The organism is Marinobacter fonticola (assembly GCF_008122265.1).
Lineage (GTDB): Bacteria > Pseudomonadota > Gammaproteobacteria > Pseudomonadales > Oleiphilaceae > Marinobacter_A > Marinobacter_A fonticola.
Genome location: NZ_CP043042.1, coordinates 2,126,149 through 2,141,210 on the forward strand (window position 1 = coordinate 2,126,149; position 15,062 = coordinate 2,141,210).

General features: G+C 54.3%; 18 protein-coding genes and 2 pseudogenes. 12 read left to right on the forward strand and 8 right to left on the reverse strand.

Translation table 11 applies throughout. The features are described 5' to 3' along the window. Positions 1-41: 41 nt before the first annotated feature. Together FXO11_RS09450 and FXO11_RS09460 are read left to right on the forward strand one after the other, a co-directional pair. Positions 42-473 carry a hypothetical protein gene (locus FXO11_RS09450; protein ID WP_148862748.1) on the forward strand — a complete coding sequence of 144 codons (432 nt, stop codon included), beginning with the start codon at positions 42-44 and terminating at the stop codon, positions 471-473. Between the two features lie 131 nt (positions 474-604). Next, positions 605-1,581: pseudogene (locus tag FXO11_RS09460) on the forward strand (IS3 family transposase); the annotation flags it as partial. Between the two features lie 173 nt (positions 1,582-1,754). On the opposite strand, the gene FXO11_RS09465 reads toward FXO11_RS09460, so the two are convergent. Beyond that, a complete protein-coding gene (locus FXO11_RS09465) occupies positions 1,755-3,326 on the reverse strand; it encodes an IS1182 family transposase (protein ID WP_148862751.1) in 1,572 nt (523 codons plus the stop codon). Positions 3,327-3,387: 61 nt separating this feature from the next. Between FXO11_RS09465 and FXO11_RS09470 the strand changes: the two are divergent. After that, a pseudogene (locus FXO11_RS09470) lies at positions 3,388-3,615 on the forward strand (integrase core domain-containing protein); the annotation flags it as partial. Positions 3,616-3,738: 123 nt separating this feature from the next. Here FXO11_RS09470 and FXO11_RS09475 read toward each other — a convergent pair. The 3 genes from FXO11_RS09475 to FXO11_RS09485 all read right to left on the reverse strand — a co-directional run bounded on the left by FXO11_RS09475 (position 3,739) and on the right by FXO11_RS09485 (position 5,306). After that, positions 3,739-4,254, reverse strand: coding sequence for a hypothetical protein (locus FXO11_RS09475; RefSeq protein ID WP_148862753.1), 516 nt, complete (start codon positions 4,252-4,254; stop codon positions 3,739-3,741). Then, a complete protein-coding gene (locus tag FXO11_RS09480; protein WP_148862754.1) occupies positions 4,251-4,577 on the reverse strand; it encodes a hypothetical protein in 327 nt (108 codons plus the stop codon). Before FXO11_RS09480 ends, FXO11_RS09475 begins: the two co-directional genes overlap by 4 nt. 255 nt (positions 4,578-4,832) lie before the next feature. After that, entirely contained in the window at positions 4,833-5,306 is a 474-nt protein-coding gene (locus FXO11_RS09485) for a GatB/YqeY domain-containing protein (protein WP_148862755.1), read from the reverse strand. An 825-nt stretch (positions 5,307-6,131) separates the two neighbouring features. Between FXO11_RS09485 and FXO11_RS09490 the strand changes: the two genes are divergently transcribed. The 3 genes from FXO11_RS09490 (at position 6,132) to FXO11_RS09500 (ending at position 8,158) form a co-directional block, all read left to right on the forward strand. Then, on the forward strand, positions 6,132-7,316 hold the full coding sequence (locus FXO11_RS09490; protein WP_148862756.1) for a zinc-dependent alcohol dehydrogenase: 1,185 nt from the start codon (positions 6,132-6,134) through the stop codon (positions 7,314-7,316). A gap of 289 nt (positions 7,317-7,605) precedes the next feature. Further along, on the forward strand, positions 7,606-7,815 hold the full coding sequence (locus FXO11_RS09495; RefSeq protein ID WP_148862757.1) for a hypothetical protein: 210 nt from the start codon (positions 7,606-7,608) through the stop codon (positions 7,813-7,815). 133 nt (positions 7,816-7,948) lie between these two features. Further along, a complete protein-coding gene (locus FXO11_RS09500) occupies positions 7,949-8,158 on the forward strand; it encodes a hypothetical protein (RefSeq protein ID WP_148862758.1) in 210 nt (69 codons plus the stop codon). 235 nt (positions 8,159-8,393) lie between these two features. Here the strand turns inward: FXO11_RS09500 and FXO11_RS09505 are convergent, their stop codons facing one another. Next, positions 8,394-9,089, reverse strand: a complete 696-nt coding sequence (locus FXO11_RS09505; RefSeq protein WP_148862759.1) for an SRPBCC family protein — start codon at positions 9,087-9,089, stop codon at positions 8,394-8,396. Positions 9,090-9,544: 455 nt separating this feature from the next. Between FXO11_RS09505 and FXO11_RS09510 the strand changes: the two genes are divergently transcribed. Further along, positions 9,545-9,760 (forward strand): hypothetical protein, encoded by a 216-nt coding sequence (locus tag FXO11_RS09510; protein ID WP_148862760.1) that lies wholly within the window; start codon positions 9,545-9,547, stop codon positions 9,758-9,760. A 1-nt stretch (position 9,761) separates the two neighbouring features. Here FXO11_RS09510 and FXO11_RS09515 read toward each other — a convergent pair whose 3' ends face one another. The 3 genes from FXO11_RS09515 to FXO11_RS09525 are packed head-to-tail and all read right to left on the reverse strand — an operon-like array spanning position 9,762 to position 11,965. Beyond that, positions 9,762-10,277 carry a DUF192 domain-containing protein gene (locus FXO11_RS09515; RefSeq protein ID WP_148862761.1) on the reverse strand — a complete coding sequence of 172 codons (516 nt, stop codon included), beginning with the start codon at positions 10,275-10,277 and terminating at the stop codon, positions 9,762-9,764. A 3-nt stretch (positions 10,278-10,280) separates the two neighbouring features. Then, the gene (locus FXO11_RS09520) at positions 10,281-11,042 is read right to left on the reverse strand and encodes an ABC transporter permease (protein WP_148862762.1); all 762 of its coding nucleotides are present in this window, start codon (positions 11,040-11,042) and stop codon (positions 10,281-10,283) included. Next, the gene (locus FXO11_RS09525; protein WP_148862763.1) at positions 11,042-11,965 is read right to left on the reverse strand and encodes an ABC transporter ATP-binding protein; all 924 of its coding nucleotides are present in this window, start codon (positions 11,963-11,965) and stop codon (positions 11,042-11,044) included. The genes FXO11_RS09520 and FXO11_RS09525 overlap by 1 nt, the downstream gene beginning before the upstream one ends. A gap of 339 nt (positions 11,966-12,304) precedes the next feature. On the opposite strand from FXO11_RS09525, the gene FXO11_RS09530 reads away from it, so the two are divergent. From FXO11_RS09530 to FXO11_RS09550, 5 genes are all read left to right on the forward strand, one after another. After that, positions 12,305-12,709, forward strand: coding sequence for an MbcA/ParS/Xre antitoxin family protein (locus tag FXO11_RS09530; protein ID WP_148862764.1), 405 nt, complete (start codon positions 12,305-12,307; stop codon positions 12,707-12,709). Next, positions 12,710-13,402 carry an RES family NAD+ phosphorylase gene (locus tag FXO11_RS09535; protein WP_148862765.1) on the forward strand — a complete coding sequence of 231 codons (693 nt, stop codon included), beginning with the start codon at positions 12,710-12,712 and terminating at the stop codon, positions 13,400-13,402. A 220-nt stretch (positions 13,403-13,622) separates the two neighbouring features. Further along, a complete protein-coding gene (locus FXO11_RS09540; protein ID WP_148862766.1) occupies positions 13,623-14,003 on the forward strand; it encodes a PilZ domain-containing protein in 381 nt (126 codons plus the stop codon). A gap of 68 nt (positions 14,004-14,071) precedes the next feature. Next, positions 14,072-14,569: a hypothetical protein gene (locus FXO11_RS09545; RefSeq protein WP_148862767.1), complete on the forward strand. Its 498-nt coding sequence runs from the start codon at positions 14,072-14,074 to the stop codon at positions 14,567-14,569. A 128-nt stretch (positions 14,570-14,697) separates the two neighbouring features. After that, on the forward strand, positions 14,698-15,027 hold the full coding sequence (locus FXO11_RS09550; RefSeq protein WP_227546101.1) for a hypothetical protein: 330 nt from the start codon (positions 14,698-14,700) through the stop codon (positions 15,025-15,027). Positions 15,028-15,062 lie beyond the last annotated feature (35 nt).

The window sequence follows — 15,062 nt, forward strand, 5'->3', positions numbered from 1 at the left end:
CTAGGATCACCGTACCGCTTCCGTTGGGGATAGGGAACTGGGTGGAACTGCTGGCCAAAAATTTGGCGAAAAGATATATGAATTCACTGCTGAATAACGAAACCTTTTTGGCCGGCGTAGCCGTCACAGGCTTCGTGTGTATGTTCACCGCGCTAATTGCTATTGGGCTCTCGTTAACGATAGGTTTTCGGAAGTGTGTGGAAATAGAAAAGTTGGCGGGAGCGCCAGGTAAAGAGATGCGTACCATGGCTCGAGTGTATGGAGACCACGTGGTTGGGCGAACGGTAAGAGGTGCAGTGGTGGGTTCGTTTCTAATTTATCGTCGTTTTCCTGGATGGGGCGCGCGGCGAGCCGCGAAATTGGGAGATATCGAGGTTGATATTCCTGCGAGGCTGGAAAGGTGGGTAATTATCCCCCAGGCAATAGGATTTTCCGCAACGGCTCTGGGCATATTGCTTAGTCAGCTACTGTAAGCTGGGCAGTGCCTAAAGAGCTTCGACTCAACAGTGGATGGTAACGGCAAGGCATAACTGTAGTGGCACAGTGAATCTGGCCACCTGATTTTGAGTGTATGATCACTCACAGAGTAAATCAGGTGGATAGGATGACGAAGACGAGAAATTTCAGTCCGGAATTCCGTTTGGAAGCGGCCCAGCTGGTGGTTGACCAGGGCTACACGGTGAAAGCGGCCTGCAATGCCATGGGCGTCGGTAAATCCACCATGGAGTATTGGGTGCGCAGGCTCCGAGCCGAGCGGTCAGGCAAGGCCCCGCAAAAAGGTGAGGCGCTGACCCCGGAACAGCGTGAGATTCAGGAGCTGAAACGCAAGCTGCGGCGGGTGGAGGAAGAGAAGGAAATATTAAAAAAGGCTACCGCTCTCTTGATGTCGGACTCCCTGAGCAATTCTCGATAATCGAGCGACTTGAAGAGAGTTATGCAGTGCAGCATCTGTGTCAGGTGTTTGGGGTGCATCGCAGTAGCTACCGCGCTTGGCGTGATCGGGATAGAAGGCCCTGTGAGTCTGAGCAGATGCTGCTGGATCAGGTTATTGAGGCGCATGAGGCCAGTAACGGTTCTGCCGGCGCTCGCAGCATTGCCAGGATAGTCACGCAGGCTGGAACGCCGCTGAGCCGTTACCGTGCCAGTAGACGGATGAAACAGTTGGGGCTGGTGAGCACGCAGCCGCCAAGCCACGCCTACAAGAAGGCTGCTCAGCCGCACCTGGATATCCCGAATCGTCTTAACCGGGCGTTCGATGTCGGGGCGCCCAATCAGGTTTGGACCGGCGATATTACCTATATCTGGACAGGGGCGCGCTGGGCTTATCTGGCGGTAGTCATCGATTTGTTCTCCCGTAAACCGGTCGGCTGGGCACTGTCCTTGTCGCCCAATACGGAGCTGGTGAAAAAGGCGTTGACGATTGCCTACGAATCGCGCGGAGAGCCATCGGAACTCCTGTTTCATTCGGACCAAGGGTGCCAGTACACCAGTCTGGGATTCCGACAGCTACTCTGGCGATATCAGATCAAGCAGAGCCTCAGCCGCCGAGGGAATTGCTGGGATAACGAGGCTGTAGAAAAACCCAATTCTGAGTCGTTTCCACCCGCCTTTTCAGTTGTTCTTTTGTTCGCCCGCCATGGGCGGATGATTTGTTTTTATGGGCGGCAATAGCCGATCAACCCCAGCTTTCGCCGCTGCGTCAGTTATAGCGCATTCAGCGGCGCTCTAGCATGGTTTCCCTGCCCGCCCCTCGGTCAGGCCGCCAACTGCCCATAATTGGCCAGCTTCTCGATGTTATGAACCAAGCAGTAAAGCTGCCACTGGCCCTGCACCTTACGCTTACCCCGCAGACTGAAGCGGTTCAGCCGTTTGGTGGTGCCGATATTGCCGAACACCGGCTCCACCACCGACATTCGATGGCTGTAAATCTCCTTGCCTCGCGGACTGTCCACGCGGTGTTTCATCCAGTCCGTGTAGTTCGGCAGGCGCTTGGTCTCGAGCGTGAAGGAGACTTGCCGGCCTTTACCTTTCCGGTCGTTGGCCGCCTCCGGATTCTGCATGCACTGGTGTTTCTTCGGGCAATGTCGGCACTGCAGTAAACGGCCCTGGAAGTAGGCTCGGCTCTGGCCGTTCTGGTCGAGCTTGGTGCCGTGGTATCGCAGGGATTCGCCTGCGGGGCAGATACAGGTGAGGTTCACCGGGTCGAACTGGAATGCGCTGGCCGGGATGGTGTTCTTCCACCCTGTGGCAGGCAGGTCTTGGTGGCGCTTGCCGTACTTGTCTTTCTGGTTCTGGAACTTCGGATCCCGGCTACGGAACTTGTTGTCCGGGATATAGCCGTTGATCTGGCGTTCGTGCAGGTACTGCATGTTGGCTTCGTTGGCGAAGCCGGTGTCGGCGGTAACGATGGTGCCTTGCTGGTAGATGTTTTTGGCGATGCCCAGCTTTCGGAAGCGGGCCTCCACCTGTTCCAGAACCGGTTGCAGGGTGTGGTGCTCCTGGCCTTCGCCGAAGGCTTGAGCATCGATGACGATCTGGTGCTTCTTGTCCACCGTAGCTACGCCGTTATAGCCCTGGATGGTGCCCTTGCCGGTGGTCATCTTGGCGCTTTCGTTATCGGTCAGGTTGCTCTTCACTTCCTTGCTTCGCTTCCCCCGGCCCATCCTTGGGCGGTTCGTCTTTAGGAAGCGGTCCACTTTGGTCATGGCTTCATCCAGCGAGAGAATGGTCTTGGCCCGGCGGATGTCCCGGTCCAGTTCGGCTTCGGTCTCCGCCTCGTCCCGCGCGTAGTGTTCCCGCAGGTGATGGCGGACCAGGCGTCGTAATTTATCCCGCTTCTGGCTCAGTTCCTTGAAGGTGCCGGACCACTCTTTGCTGGCGTTGGAGGACATCTTGCACCCGTCGATGGCGAAGAGTTCGTTGCCCAACAGGCCCTGTTCGTGACACACCAGCAGTACCTGCTCGAACAGGTCTTCGATCTCATCGGCATGGCCGCTGACGAACTTCGCCAGCGTAGTGAAGTGCGGCACCGTATCGCAGGACAGGGCCTTGAAGATGATGTTGGTCTCGCAGCACCACTGCATCTCGCGGCTGGAGGTGATGCCCTTGGAATAGGCGAACAGGATGATCTTCAGCAGGATAGCGGGATCGTAGGCTAACCGTCCGGTGTCTTCGTTGCGGTACTTGGGGTGGAACACCGACAGGTCCAGCTTGTGTTCGATCAGGTAGTGCACTGCATGTTCGAAGGTGCCGGGCTGGAGCTGTTCGCGGTAGTTGACGACGACCATGGCGTCCTGGTCGTAGTTGTAGTGCTTGAAGCGGGGCATGGGTGACGGGTCCTTGTCGGCCTGCGATGACTCGATGCTACCAGAGCTCGATTGGCGATTCTGGGACTTTTTCTACAGCCTCAACGCCCCGACAGAGCGCTTCTTCAGGAGCTTGAAAACGGAATGGGTACCGGAAACCGGGTATCGGTGCTTTGCCTCGGCGAAGCAGTCAATAACGGACTATATGATTGGCTATTACAGCGCGCTTCGGCCGCATAAGCATAACGACGGACTGCCGCCTAATGTGGCAGAGCAGGCCTATTGGAAAACTCAAAAGACGGTGGCCTAAATCACTTGACCACTACATAACCGTGGTACCGTTCCTCGAGCCAAGAGACGAAAACGGAACGGATTCATCAATACAATGTGTTCTTAAGGTTTGACGGGCTTAGATCTCGCTATTAGTTTGTTGCTATAAGTATTGAGCTAATGCCTTTTTGAAATCAGATTTCTTGAGAAAGTCAGACTCCATTTTTCTGATAGTGCCATCGTCCGTCACAAAAAATATAAATGACGATCTATGGTCCCTACTTATAAAGTAATAAAATTCCTGATCGGTGCCGGTCCATGCTCCTGTTTCCCTATCCCTTGAAAATACTTGATTAAATGTTTTGATTTCGTTGGGGCAGTCGCTATCGCTTGCGTCGTTGCTCAAAGACTTTCGGAAAAACTCGGTTGGCTCGCAATTGCCTGTCCTCAAATCTCGGTCAGTCGTATAGCCGATGTATTTGCCGGGATCCTTACTGTATTCAAAGACGAGAATATTGGATTCGCCGCCCAAGGATCCAACAATTAGCGGGTCTGGCGGTAGTCTAAAAGTTAAGCCCGAGTAAATGACCTTTATATATTTTGATTCCGCATCAGCCTCTATCGACGCGCAACCTGAGAAAAACAATACCGAGGCGGCACAGAAAAGCGCTCTAATCATCGCCCAAGTCCCATCAGTGCTCTTTCGATTTTTAGTTTGAAGTTAACGGCTACTCGACCACGACACATTTCATAAATTTGGGTGTCGCCAGATGCTATGCGGGCACCAATCTTGGCCACCTGCTTAACAATATAACTGATGCCGGGGAGACCATAGGTTGGGCGAGGGACTAAATCTATAGAGGCAGAACATGCTTGGGATTCATCGAGAGCGTCATAGGCAACAGCCGCGACATCCTCGTTGATCATATCGGCGCGGGCCTTGCCAGGACCCCAGAAATAATTAACAACTACAGCGATATGCTCTCTTTCACTTGAATCCATACAAATCCCTTTGACTGAATCTGGCGAGATGATCTACGCGTACTTCCTGCACGCGCTTCAGAAGACTATCGCAGCACCTGTGGTTAGACAAGCACCGGTCACGAGAAAAGAAACTAATGGAAGCCGGAAGGAACTATTTATAAGTGTTTAGGTTTGTTGGCCGGGCGAGTGAAGTTTAAAGGTGTCAGCAGTGATGAGGGAAGCATTGCCCGGCAGGCCGCAGCCGGGCAATGATGTTCGTGAGCTGGAGAAGGCCTACTCTGGCTCTTCGTCCTCGGTGGCCAGTGCCGCCCGGACCTTATCGCTGACATGGCTCATATCTACGCGCCCGAGTACCTGGGGGCGCAGTTTGCCAATAACGCTGCCCATGTCTTTCATATCCTCGGCGCCGGTTGTCTCGATGGCCTGGCGAATCATGCCGTCGAGCTCATCCTCTGTCAGTGCGGCAGGCATGAATTCCTGGATGACGACCATTTCAGCCCTTTCCTTGTCCGCTAGTTCTTCACGGCAAGCATCTTCGTACTGACTGATGGAGTCACGCCGCTGCTTGAGCATTTTGTCCAATACTTTGAGTACGTCGTTGTCGTCGAGTTCGCGACGCTCATCGATTTCGATTTGTTTGATCGCAGACTGGACCATGCGCAGGGTGCCGAGCCGTATCTTATCCTTGCTACGCATCGCGTCCTTGACGGAATCGCTGATGTGCTCCTTGAGCGATGTATCAGCCATATGCAACCTCCATGATTGTCGTTGAGTAGGTCTAATACCATTGCAGATAAGCTCGTTGCCGCGCAAGCGCCCAGGTTAGTTTAACGGGTAACGCGTGTAGCTAGAACGGACTACTCGCTGAGCGTGAGACCGGTCAAAATTTGAAAAGCGAAGCTAGCTAACCCGCTTAAGCCAGGGACGGTTGCGAAGAGCTCCGGGAGTTGTCTTGGAGTTCTTCGGTACCTTTTGCATTCAATAACCCTTCAACCTTGCTGGCAAACTGCCTGAGGGAACGAGGAACCATATTTGCGCGAGCTTGATTGTCGCGTCGCAATAACGGAAAGCCTTCACCATATTCGCCTTGCACGCGCAGGATACGGATTCGATCAGCACCATGTACTGGCTGTGCCGTCTCGCGCAGTCTGTAGCGGCATTCGGGTGTAGGCGGTAGTTCATGCCTTTGCCGCGCTGAGCCATTGGAGGGGCGACTTCGGCATGCAGACGCGTGCGCGATGTACTTTCAACGTTACCTAAGCTCCTGATAGGAATTAAGCAGGTTGAAAGAGGATAGGGCGCTTATAAAACGAGCGTCAGTTTGGGTGATGTAGGCAGACGTTACTGAAGGTGATCGACAAATGCACAATACTCGTTCGAGCAGGACGCTCCGGTTTTTTAAGCCTGCCTGTCAAATTTACAGATCGCTTACCTTTTTTACCGATTTTCCGCCATTCATGTACTAAAGCTCAGCTTAGACCCCTGTTTTGTATGGTCTCAAAGGCTGGCCCAGTCATTGCTTGTAGCTTTTCTCCAAGAGGACAAGCAATTCAAAGGAACAGGAGCGCAGATATGAAGGCCGTTGTTTTTCACGATATTGGCGATATTCGCCTGGACGATGTGGCGGAGCCGAGCCTGCAGGAGTCCACAGACGCCATTGTTCGTATTACCACCAGCGCAATTTGCGGAACCGACCTTCACTTTATTCGCGGTACCGTCCCGGGCATGCGTCCGGGAACCATCCTCGGTCATGAGGCGGTGGGGGTTATCGAAGAAGTTGGTCAGAATGTGCGTAATTTCAGGCCGGGTGATCGCGTGGTGATTCCGTCCACGATCGCCTGTGGTTACTGTAGTTATTGCCGCTCCGGATACTACGCCCAATGTGACAACATCAACCCCCACGGTAAGCAGGGCGGCACTTCGTTCTACGGTGGCCCCGAACCGACCGGCGCCTTCGATGGCCTTCAAGCCGAAAAGGCACGCATACCTTTTGCAGCGGTGAACCTCTTCAAGTTGCCGGACGAGGTCACAGACGATCAGGCCATCCTGCTATCGGATATTTTTCCGACGGCTTATTTCGGCGCCGAGCTTGCCGACATCAAACCGGGACACAGCGTAGCCGTATTTGGCTGCGGTCCGGTTGGTATCTTTGCCATTATCTCCGCTCAGATGATGGATGCAGGTCGAGTTTTCGCGATTGACGACCGTCCTGACCGCTTGGACGCAGCACGGGATCAGGGCGCCGAGATCGTCAACTTCTCGGAAGAAAATCCGGTGGACAAGATTCGCGAGCTGACAGGCGGAATCGGTGTTGATTGCGCTATTGATGCCGTCGGGGTGGATGCAGAGTGTCCGCACGGACAGTCCGCAGAAGATTTTACCCGAGAGCGAGATCAGGTGGCGCCCGAGCAGCGCCCACAAGATGATCTCTGGAAGCCGGGTAGGGCGCCGTCACAATCCTTGCGCTGGGCTACAGAGGCGTTGGCTAAGGCCGGGACGCTCTCAATTATTGGCGTTTACCCGCCAACGGATACGACGTTTCCAATCGGCTTGGCGATGAATCGTAATCTCACTGTCCGGATGGGTAACTGCAACCATCGCAAGTACATCCCCCGGTTAATCGAGTACGTCAAGTCAGGTTCGGTGGATATCACGCAGGTACTTAAGCAGGAGGAGCCTATGCATGCCGTGTTGGATGCCTACGGCGAGTTCGATACCCGTCAGCCTGGGTGGTTAAAGGTATCCGTCAAACCCTGATATCCGTTACGCCCCCTTAAAACGCCTCCCCAGGAAGAGTGGACGTCTCTTGCCCCGGATATACCGCCGGGGCTTTTTTTTGAGGCCGCTCGCCAGACGAATTGATGACGAACAATGGGATCTCAGTGCAGCTCCCGACCATTTAGGAAAGGCGTTATCAGCGTGCATTTAGTGAAATATTGGACACCTTAACATTGGTTAGTTCACCGACTTACTTCAAGCACTAGGCTGGAAATAAGAGAGGAATAATCGCCTCTTTTATTTGCGTCACCCACTCGGAGGAAACCAAATGGCTGACTATCCCGTTAAAGACAAGAATTACGACCTCATCAGCACCTTATACCATGCCGCACATGGGCTTCAGAATACCAAACACTACGCTAAGGACGCGGAAAGTGAAGGCGATACCGAAGCCGCCGAATTTTTTAAAGAGGTTCAGCAGAGTTATCAGGAACTGAGCGATAAGGCGAAGGCACTGGTTAAAAATCGCCTTGAGTGATTATTGATGGGCATGAAGTAGGGCGTTCCCCGGGAAGTCGGTGGTTCGCCCTTCTCCCCGCGTTTGACGACGAAAGCGAGACTGACGATAGGGCTTGTTGGTTTGCTTGACTAGCCGAAGGAAACGGAGCGCCATGAAGAAAAAGTTTTTTGTTACTGTAGCTTTTTTCAATGCTGCAGGACGTTATGACCAAGTAGATATAGAGATAGATGGTGGATTCGAAGATCGAGCCCTCTCGACCGCCTTAGACCAGGTCCGTCGTGAACAGGCTGGCGCAAAAATATACCGGCCCGGTTGTTTTGTTGTAACTGAGCAGGAAGCGCAGAGTTACCACTCTAATTAACGACCATGAACGGGAAGGCGAATATTATATGTATGGGTGGAGCTTATTAATTATTTCCTGGTGGATTTAATATTCAGAAGGGGCGTCAATTGAAGAAAAGCCCAAACCAAAAAGGCCGGGGCTTGGCTCGGGCACAAGTCCTTACGATAAAACAAGATTCGAGACGGTTTCTACGCAGATATCATCAGTACCGTGTCAGCATACCGCCCCTCATGTCTTCCTTCTTGAAGGATGTCTAAGATTGGCTAGTAGGAATCTCTCCGGTCTCGAGGTAAGTTTTCAGCTGAAGAAGATTTTCGGTCAAGACCGAGTTCTCGATCCCCTCCAGGAAATGCCCGACGGCTGAACCTGCGACACCGCCAAGTGGCTCGAAATTGAGATTGACGATCAGGTTGGTGCCGCTTCCTGCGTCTTGGTGGAAGGCCACGTTACCCCAGTTGTCAATGTCCGACCCATTCAGCGAGCGCCAAATCAAACGCTTGCCGGGTTCATCCTCAACGACTTCGGAGAACCATTCCACGGAGGTGCCGAGTGGGCCTTTCGCGACCCAGTGGGTGTATCCGGTGTCGGTGGCCTTGATATCGTCGACAAAGCTCATGACTTCAGGAAGACGCACGAAGTCTTTCCAGAAGGCGTAGACGTCTTCGGGCGGACGGTTAATGTTGACTGAGCTTTCCAGATGTACCGTGCGATTTTGTCGTCCAGCCAAAGAGGCCTTTCTGGCGGTAACGGCATGCTGCTTCGCCGAATCCGAGAATATCGCGATACCGATACCGGCAAGTAGGCTGCCGAGCAGTCCGCCGCGCCGGCACCCTATGAAGGCCGTAAGGGTGCCACCGAGCATGGCTGCACATCTGATCACCTGTTGAGGGGATGCGCCTTGTCGGCCAGCGGACATGCGTACGGGTAATTTCCTTGCTGGATTTTTCATACGACCTCCTTGTAGAGACGAACATGCTTATTGCCATCATGCGCTTGTCTCGAAGGTGTTTACATATCCCAGGTTAACGATTCAGGCCGATAGTCGGCGAATAGGCGCGGTCAAGCTCGCTTGTATAAAAGGCGGCGTATTTTTTATTGTTATTTATCAATACTTTGTCGATAATATGAATTCGGCATTGCCAAGCCAAAGTAGAATAGGTGACAGAAAAATCAGGCGCGGGCAGGTGTCTTGAATGAGAACTAAACCTGCGCTACCGGGTGTTATTTCCTATATAACGCATTAAAGTTAAGAAATATCCAAACATTTGAAATTGCAGTGAGCCGCCTCAGTGCTAGCCTATGGCGCTTCAAAGTCCTGGGGGTGATTTTCGTGTACTCATACGGGCTAGGTCGTTAACGAATACAGGTTCGCAGGTACAGTCGATGGTGAAAGGAGCGACAGCAATGGCCGTAGAAGAAGAAAGTTGGAGCGTGGATCTGTCTGGGCAGTCGGCCCGGCACACGTCCGGCTTTTCACTCCGCTTTAACGGAGATCCCCATAGTTCGAATTTCGAGTGCATTCCCCAGAAAACCTCAGCGGCGTTGCCCGCAGCAAAAATCGTGTCGTTGATTCGTGAAGGCTGCGAAGCCTACCGCGCCAACTTCCCGAAGAATGCCTGATTCAGTTCGGCGGTAGTTCGCACTTCTGGTTTTTGTCCAGCCGCATGATGTGGTCGTTGGTGCCGATGTTCCGCTGCTGAAAGAAGCCCTGGGGCATTTCCAGAGCGTGCTGGTGGTCGACGCCAGCTTTGTAGCTCGGACATTGGCTGGCCTCTTCCGATTCGCAAGGCCGCATCTCGCGAATGGCGCGAATCTCGCCATCTTTGCTGAGATAGGCAATATCCAGTGGTATTAACGTGCGGTACATCCAGAAAGTCGCATCCGGCGAGCGTGGCCTGTCGTAGACGAAAAGCATGCCCTGGTTATCGCCAAGCGTCTCGCGTCCCATAAGGCCTTTGCGCCGCTGCTCCGAGGTCTGTGCTAGCTCGGCAACGATAGGGTAGACGTTGGTGTCAGTCTTGGCGCAGAGGTTGACGGTATCCAGCGGCGCCACGTTTTCACCGGTGGCCCGGCAGGCGGCAAGTCCCATCAGCAACCCGGCCAATGCCAGCGAATAGATCCGTGTTTGCGCCCTCATCCTCTAGCTCCGCAATCTGTAGCCGGTTTTGAAGATATAGCCGATGGCCAGGATGCATAGCAATAGGAAGAAAAAGGTCATGCCAGCGCTGACCACCACATTGACGTCCGAGATTCCGAAAAAGGCCCAGCGAAAGCCGCTGATGAGGTAAACCACCGGGTTGAACAGGGTGATGGTTTGCCATATCGGTGGCAGCATGTCGATGGAGTAGAAGGTGCCCCCGAGAAAGACCAGCGGCGTGACGATCATCAGCGGCACGATCTGAAGTTTTTCGAACGAGTCCGCCCAGATACCAATGATGAAGCCCAGCATGCTGAAGGTGATCGAGGTCAGTACTAGAAAGAAAAACATCCAGAACGGATGGTCGACACTGTAATCCACGAACAAACGGGCCGTGAGCAAGATGATAGTGCCCAAGATGACCGACTTGGTGGCGGCGGCCCCTACGTAGCCCAATACGACCTCGACGTAGGACACCGGCGCTGAAAGCACTTCGTATATCGTGCCGGAAAACTTGGGCATGTAGATGCCAAAGGACGCGTTGGAGATGCTCTGCATCAGCAGCGAAAGCATAACCAGACCGGGAATGATGAAGGCGCCATAAGACACGCCGTCGATATCGCCCATGCGCGATCCGATTGCCGAGCCGAAGACGACGAAGTAGAGGGAGGTTGAAATCACCGGTGAGGCTACGCTCTGCATCAGGGTGCGCCACATCCGGGCCATTTCGAACTTATAGATTGCGCGAATACCGTGGATGTTCATTATTTCGCCTTCACCAGGTTAACGAAGATGTCTTCCAGGGAGCTTTCCCGGGTACGCAGATCTTTGAAGTCGATGCCTTGTTCGGAAAGCCGGCGCAGCAACGTTGCGATACCGGTATGCTCTCGTTGGGCGTCGAAGGTGTACACCAATTCGCTGCCGTCGTCGGACAGCTCCAGATCCGGGTCGATCAGGCCGTCGGGTAAGGCTTCCAGTGGGTTTTGCAGATGTAGCCGCAATTCTTTCTTGCCCAGCTTGCGCATCAGCGCATTTTTTTCCTCCACCAGGATCAGCTCTCCCTGGCTGATGACCCCGATGCGATCAGCCATCTCTTCCGCTTCTTCAATGTAGTGGGTGGTCAGGATAATCGTGACGCCGCTTTCCCGAAGCTTGCGCACCATCTCCCACATATCCCGCCGCAACTCCACATCCACCCCGGCGGTGGGTTCGTCGAGAAACAGGATCTGCGGTTCGTGGGATAGGGCCTTGGCAATCATCACCCGGCGTTTCATGCCACCGGAGAGTGCCATGATCATGGCATCCTTTTTGTCCCACAGGGACAGGTCGCGCAGGATCTTCTCGATGTGCTCCGGTTTCGGGCCTTTGCCGAACAGGCCGCGGCTGAAGCTGACGGTATCCCAAACGGTTTCGAAGGCATCGGTACTGAGTTCTTGCGGCACCAGACCAATCTTCGCGCGGGCCGCCCGGTACTCGGTGACGATGTCGTGCCCGTCAGCCAGAACGGTACCGCTGGTGTGATTGACGATGCCGCAAATGATGCTGATTAGCGTCGTTTTACCCGCGCCGTTAGGGCCGAGCAGCGCAAAGATCTCGCCCCGGCGGATCTCCAGGTTGATGTCCTTGAGGGCCCGGTGGCCAGAGGCATAGGTCTTGTTGACGTTCCTGACAGAGATATCCGGATGCACGTGCGCTCCTGTCTGGCAGAGATCGGACCAAGAGAGCCTGATCCTTTATTGGGTTGAAAGAAGCGAAATCTAAAAGGGATCGACATCCAAGGACGTGGACCGGCGCTTCCTAAAAGCAGGCGGGCATTTTATACGATTCTGCGCCGGTAGGGGATGCTTTGCTAAATTTATCCGCTAATTCATAGGGATAACCCATGACCGGGGTCATGTCTGAAACCCCGGCCATCTGGAGGATTGGGCAAACCCTCTGCATGTGCACATATGTACTAATTATCTTTAAATGTACAATTGAGGTCATTGAAGGTAAGCTTTCAGTCAGGCCATCGAGGAGGGCGCCGCATGACCCAAACCAACGCGACCACCGCACAAGACCTTCATCACGAAGAGCGCCGAGGGCAGGTGGCCCTCAAAGCTTTCTTCAATATCACGGCAGAGTGGGACTGTTCCCAGGCGGACCGGCAGAAATTGCTGGGCGAGATTGCCCGCTCGACGCTCAATAATTACGCAAAGCTACCGGCTCAGCGCCTGAACCGGGACTTGATGGAGCGCATCAGCTACATCATGGGGATCTACAAGGCTTTGCAAATTCTCTATCCGTCCCGGGAGCTGGCCGCGCGCTGGGTCCATGCGCCGAATAGTGCCTTGCCGTTCAACGGCGTCTCCGCCATCGAATTCATGAAGCGCGGCAGCATCCTCCATCTGGCTGAAACCCGTCGCTACCTGGATGCGCAGCGAGGCTGGTGAATGGTGGACTATCCGAAACCGCAAAAAACGGTGCCACAGTGGGAGGCCCACCGCATCGTGCCTTCCCACTTTCCGCCGATTGATGTATTCGAATCGGTCGTGTCCCAGGAGGAGTTCGAGATTGCGGCGGAAATCGAAGGCCTGACCAATGACCGGCTGCGGGACTTGACGGGGGATATTGAGCGCGTCCCGTTTGAAGATCGTGTTTTCGGTGCCGGATCCACACCGTTGATGGCGGCTTTTACCCACTTGGGCGCAGCCAGCCGATTTACCAACGGAGACTACGGCGTGTATTACGCCGCGAGTACGCTGGAAACCGCTATCCGGGAGACGGTGTTTCACCGGGAACGCTTTCTCCGCGCGACCCAGGACCCGCCCATGGAACTCACCATGCGCTGCTATATCAGCCGGGTGGTTCTGCCGGTCGACGATCTTCGACCTGCTATCTATGACGCTTTGCACAACTCCGACCCCGCACACTACCCTATCAGCCAACGCTACGCGGCCGAACGTCGTCAGGCGAGTAGCCACGGCCTCTTGTATCGCAGCGTACGCCATCCAAAAGGCGAGTGCATCGCCGCTTTTCGTCCAAGAACCATGGGGTTGCCGTGGCAGGGTCCCCACCTGAGATATGTCTGGAACGGCGAATCCATTACCGATACTTTTCGCATCACGCGCCATCGATCGCTTTAGGCGTGGCGGTCCGGCTGCAATCGGTTCGGATTCGAGACGATTGGGAAAATTTCGTTAAATCGATTAATTTCTGCCCAGAATTACGCCTATTAGGCTATTTTCGCCAAAAAACTGTCTCTCTTGTAAGATAAATTGTGACTGAAAACCGGGTTTGGCGGGTCTGGTTTGCTAAAGTCCCAAAAACTAACGGTTCCAGATATCCTCTTGAACGGAGTACATCATGCGCGAACGCCGCCGCAGAGAACGCTTACCTTTTATTCAAATGGACGCCCGCGTTAAGGTCGGCAGAGGCTTCTTTTCCAATCACTGGACTGAAGTCCAGGTGAACGATTTCTCCAAGCTCGGTATGGCGATTGTCAGCGACCATGAGTTCAAGGAAGGCGAAAAGCTTCAATTCAGCCTGCGCCTGAACACGGAGGTCGGAGATATTACCGTCGAACGGGCTGAAGCGTTGGTGCGCAATTCGCGAGTCGGTGACGACGGCACGATTTATGGGCTTGAGTTTCCCGGCAACCAAAAAACCAGTATCGGCGAATCCTTGGGGCGGATCGAGAGTGTGCTGACCCGGTACAAGGCGGTGTCCGAGCGTATCCGTTCCTGACGAGGACTATAGCGTCACCGAGCCGTTTACCGGACAATGCCCGCTTTAATGATGAGGAGAGATAAGCCTTGTTGCGGGGTCTGATTGTCGTTAGTTGTATCGTAGGACTTGTGGGCGCGCTGGTATTTGGACCGCGTTATCTATCCTTGAATGGCACATCGACTGAAAACACGGTGGAAACCTGCGACCTGGACAGCAAGAGCTGCCGATGGGGTGAGGGCGACGCCTCCTGGGTCCTTGAGCTTGAACGGACGGGGCCCGAGGCGACAGATCCGCTTCGCTTAAATCTCGACCTGCCCGCAGGTGCGACAGAAGGTGCGCGGATGGTCGCTTTGCTGGAGGGACGGTCCATGTACATGGGGCAGTATCCAGTGGTGTTGACCCCGGCGCCCGCGACGTCGCAGGAGGGCACCGGAACATCCCGGTCCCGCCTACGGGCTGAGTTCCAGGCACCCCTGTGTACGGTGGACCGGGAGGACATGGCCTGGAAGATCACCCTGCAGCGTGGAACGGAAGCCGTGAGTATGCCGGTGATTCCTACATTTCAGACAGTTCCCGCTTCCTAACCCGTTTTTCGAGCACACCACCGCAAGAGCAGCTTTATTCCGGTAACGTGATCCCTGTCATCGACCCGGTAGCGATGCATATCACTGTCGTTAAATCGTCGTGATAAACTGCTGCGGAAATGAGTTTCATGGAAGACAGTATGAACTACGCGGATAGCGTCCATCAGGTGCTGGTGCGCAAGATTAACAAGGCCGAACAGGATCTGATGCAACTCAAACTGGATTATTGCCGTTTCATATTCGGCTTGACCCATCGCAGTTTGGTCAACGTCCGGGGCAAGGTCTGGCAGGTGCAGTCCGTCGATGTCGATAGCATGACCCGAGAGGATGATGGCGGCTTTTGCCGCCCAGTCGTCATGGGCGTTCTGGCGGGGGCTCCGGCAGGAACCAATCCGGTTGCGTTGGGCAATCAGTGGGTCATCGTCACCGAAAGGCCAGAGCGGCGTTCGACGAATTAATCACAAACGGCTTCCCCGACCCTCGACAACACGGC

Coding starts and splice junctions, on each gene's coding strand:
- FXO11_RS09485 (WP_148862755.1), bottom strand. CDS start 5,306: ATGGCTGATACATCGCTCAAGGAGCACATCAGCGATTCCGTCAAGGAC.
- FXO11_RS09475 (WP_148862753.1), bottom strand. CDS start 4,254: ATGATTAGAGCGCTTTTCTGTGCCGCCTCGGTATTGTTTTTCTCAGGT.
- FXO11_RS09510 (WP_148862760.1), top strand. CDS start 9,545: ATGGCCGTAGAAGAAGAAAGTTGGAGCGTGGATCTGTCTGGGCAGTCG.
- FXO11_RS09520 (WP_148862762.1), bottom strand. CDS start 11,042: ATGAACATCCACGGTATTCGCGCAATCTATAAGTTCGAAATGGCCCGG.
- FXO11_RS09500 (WP_148862758.1), top strand. CDS start 7,949: ATGAAGAAAAAGTTTTTTGTTACTGTAGCTTTTTTCAATGCTGCAGGA.
- FXO11_RS09530 (WP_148862764.1), top strand. CDS start 12,305: ATGACCCAAACCAACGCGACCACCGCACAAGACCTTCATCACGAAGAG.
- FXO11_RS09550 (WP_227546101.1), top strand. CDS start 14,698: ATGGAAGACAGTATGAACTACGCGGATAGCGTCCATCAGGTGCTGGTG.
- FXO11_RS09495 (WP_148862757.1), top strand. CDS start 7,606: ATGGCTGACTATCCCGTTAAAGACAAGAATTACGACCTCATCAGCACC.
- FXO11_RS09515 (WP_148862761.1), bottom strand. CDS start 10,277: ATGAGGGCGCAAACACGGATCTATTCGCTGGCATTGGCCGGGTTGCTG.
- FXO11_RS09465 (WP_148862751.1), bottom strand. CDS start 3,326: ATGCCCCGCTTCAAGCACTACAACTACGACCAGGACGCCATGGTCGTC.
- FXO11_RS09540 (WP_148862766.1), top strand. CDS start 13,623: ATGCGCGAACGCCGCCGCAGAGAACGCTTACCTTTTATTCAAATGGAC.
- FXO11_RS09480 (WP_148862754.1), bottom strand. CDS start 4,577: ATGGATTCAAGTGAAAGAGAGCATATCGCTGTAGTTGTTAATTATTTC.
- FXO11_RS09535 (WP_148862765.1), top strand. CDS start 12,710: ATGGTGGACTATCCGAAACCGCAAAAAACGGTGCCACAGTGGGAGGCC.
- FXO11_RS09505 (WP_148862759.1), bottom strand. CDS start 9,089: ATGAAAAATCCAGCAAGGAAATTACCCGTACGCATGTCCGCTGGCCGA.
- FXO11_RS09490 (WP_148862756.1), top strand. CDS start 6,132: ATGAAGGCCGTTGTTTTTCACGATATTGGCGATATTCGCCTGGACGAT.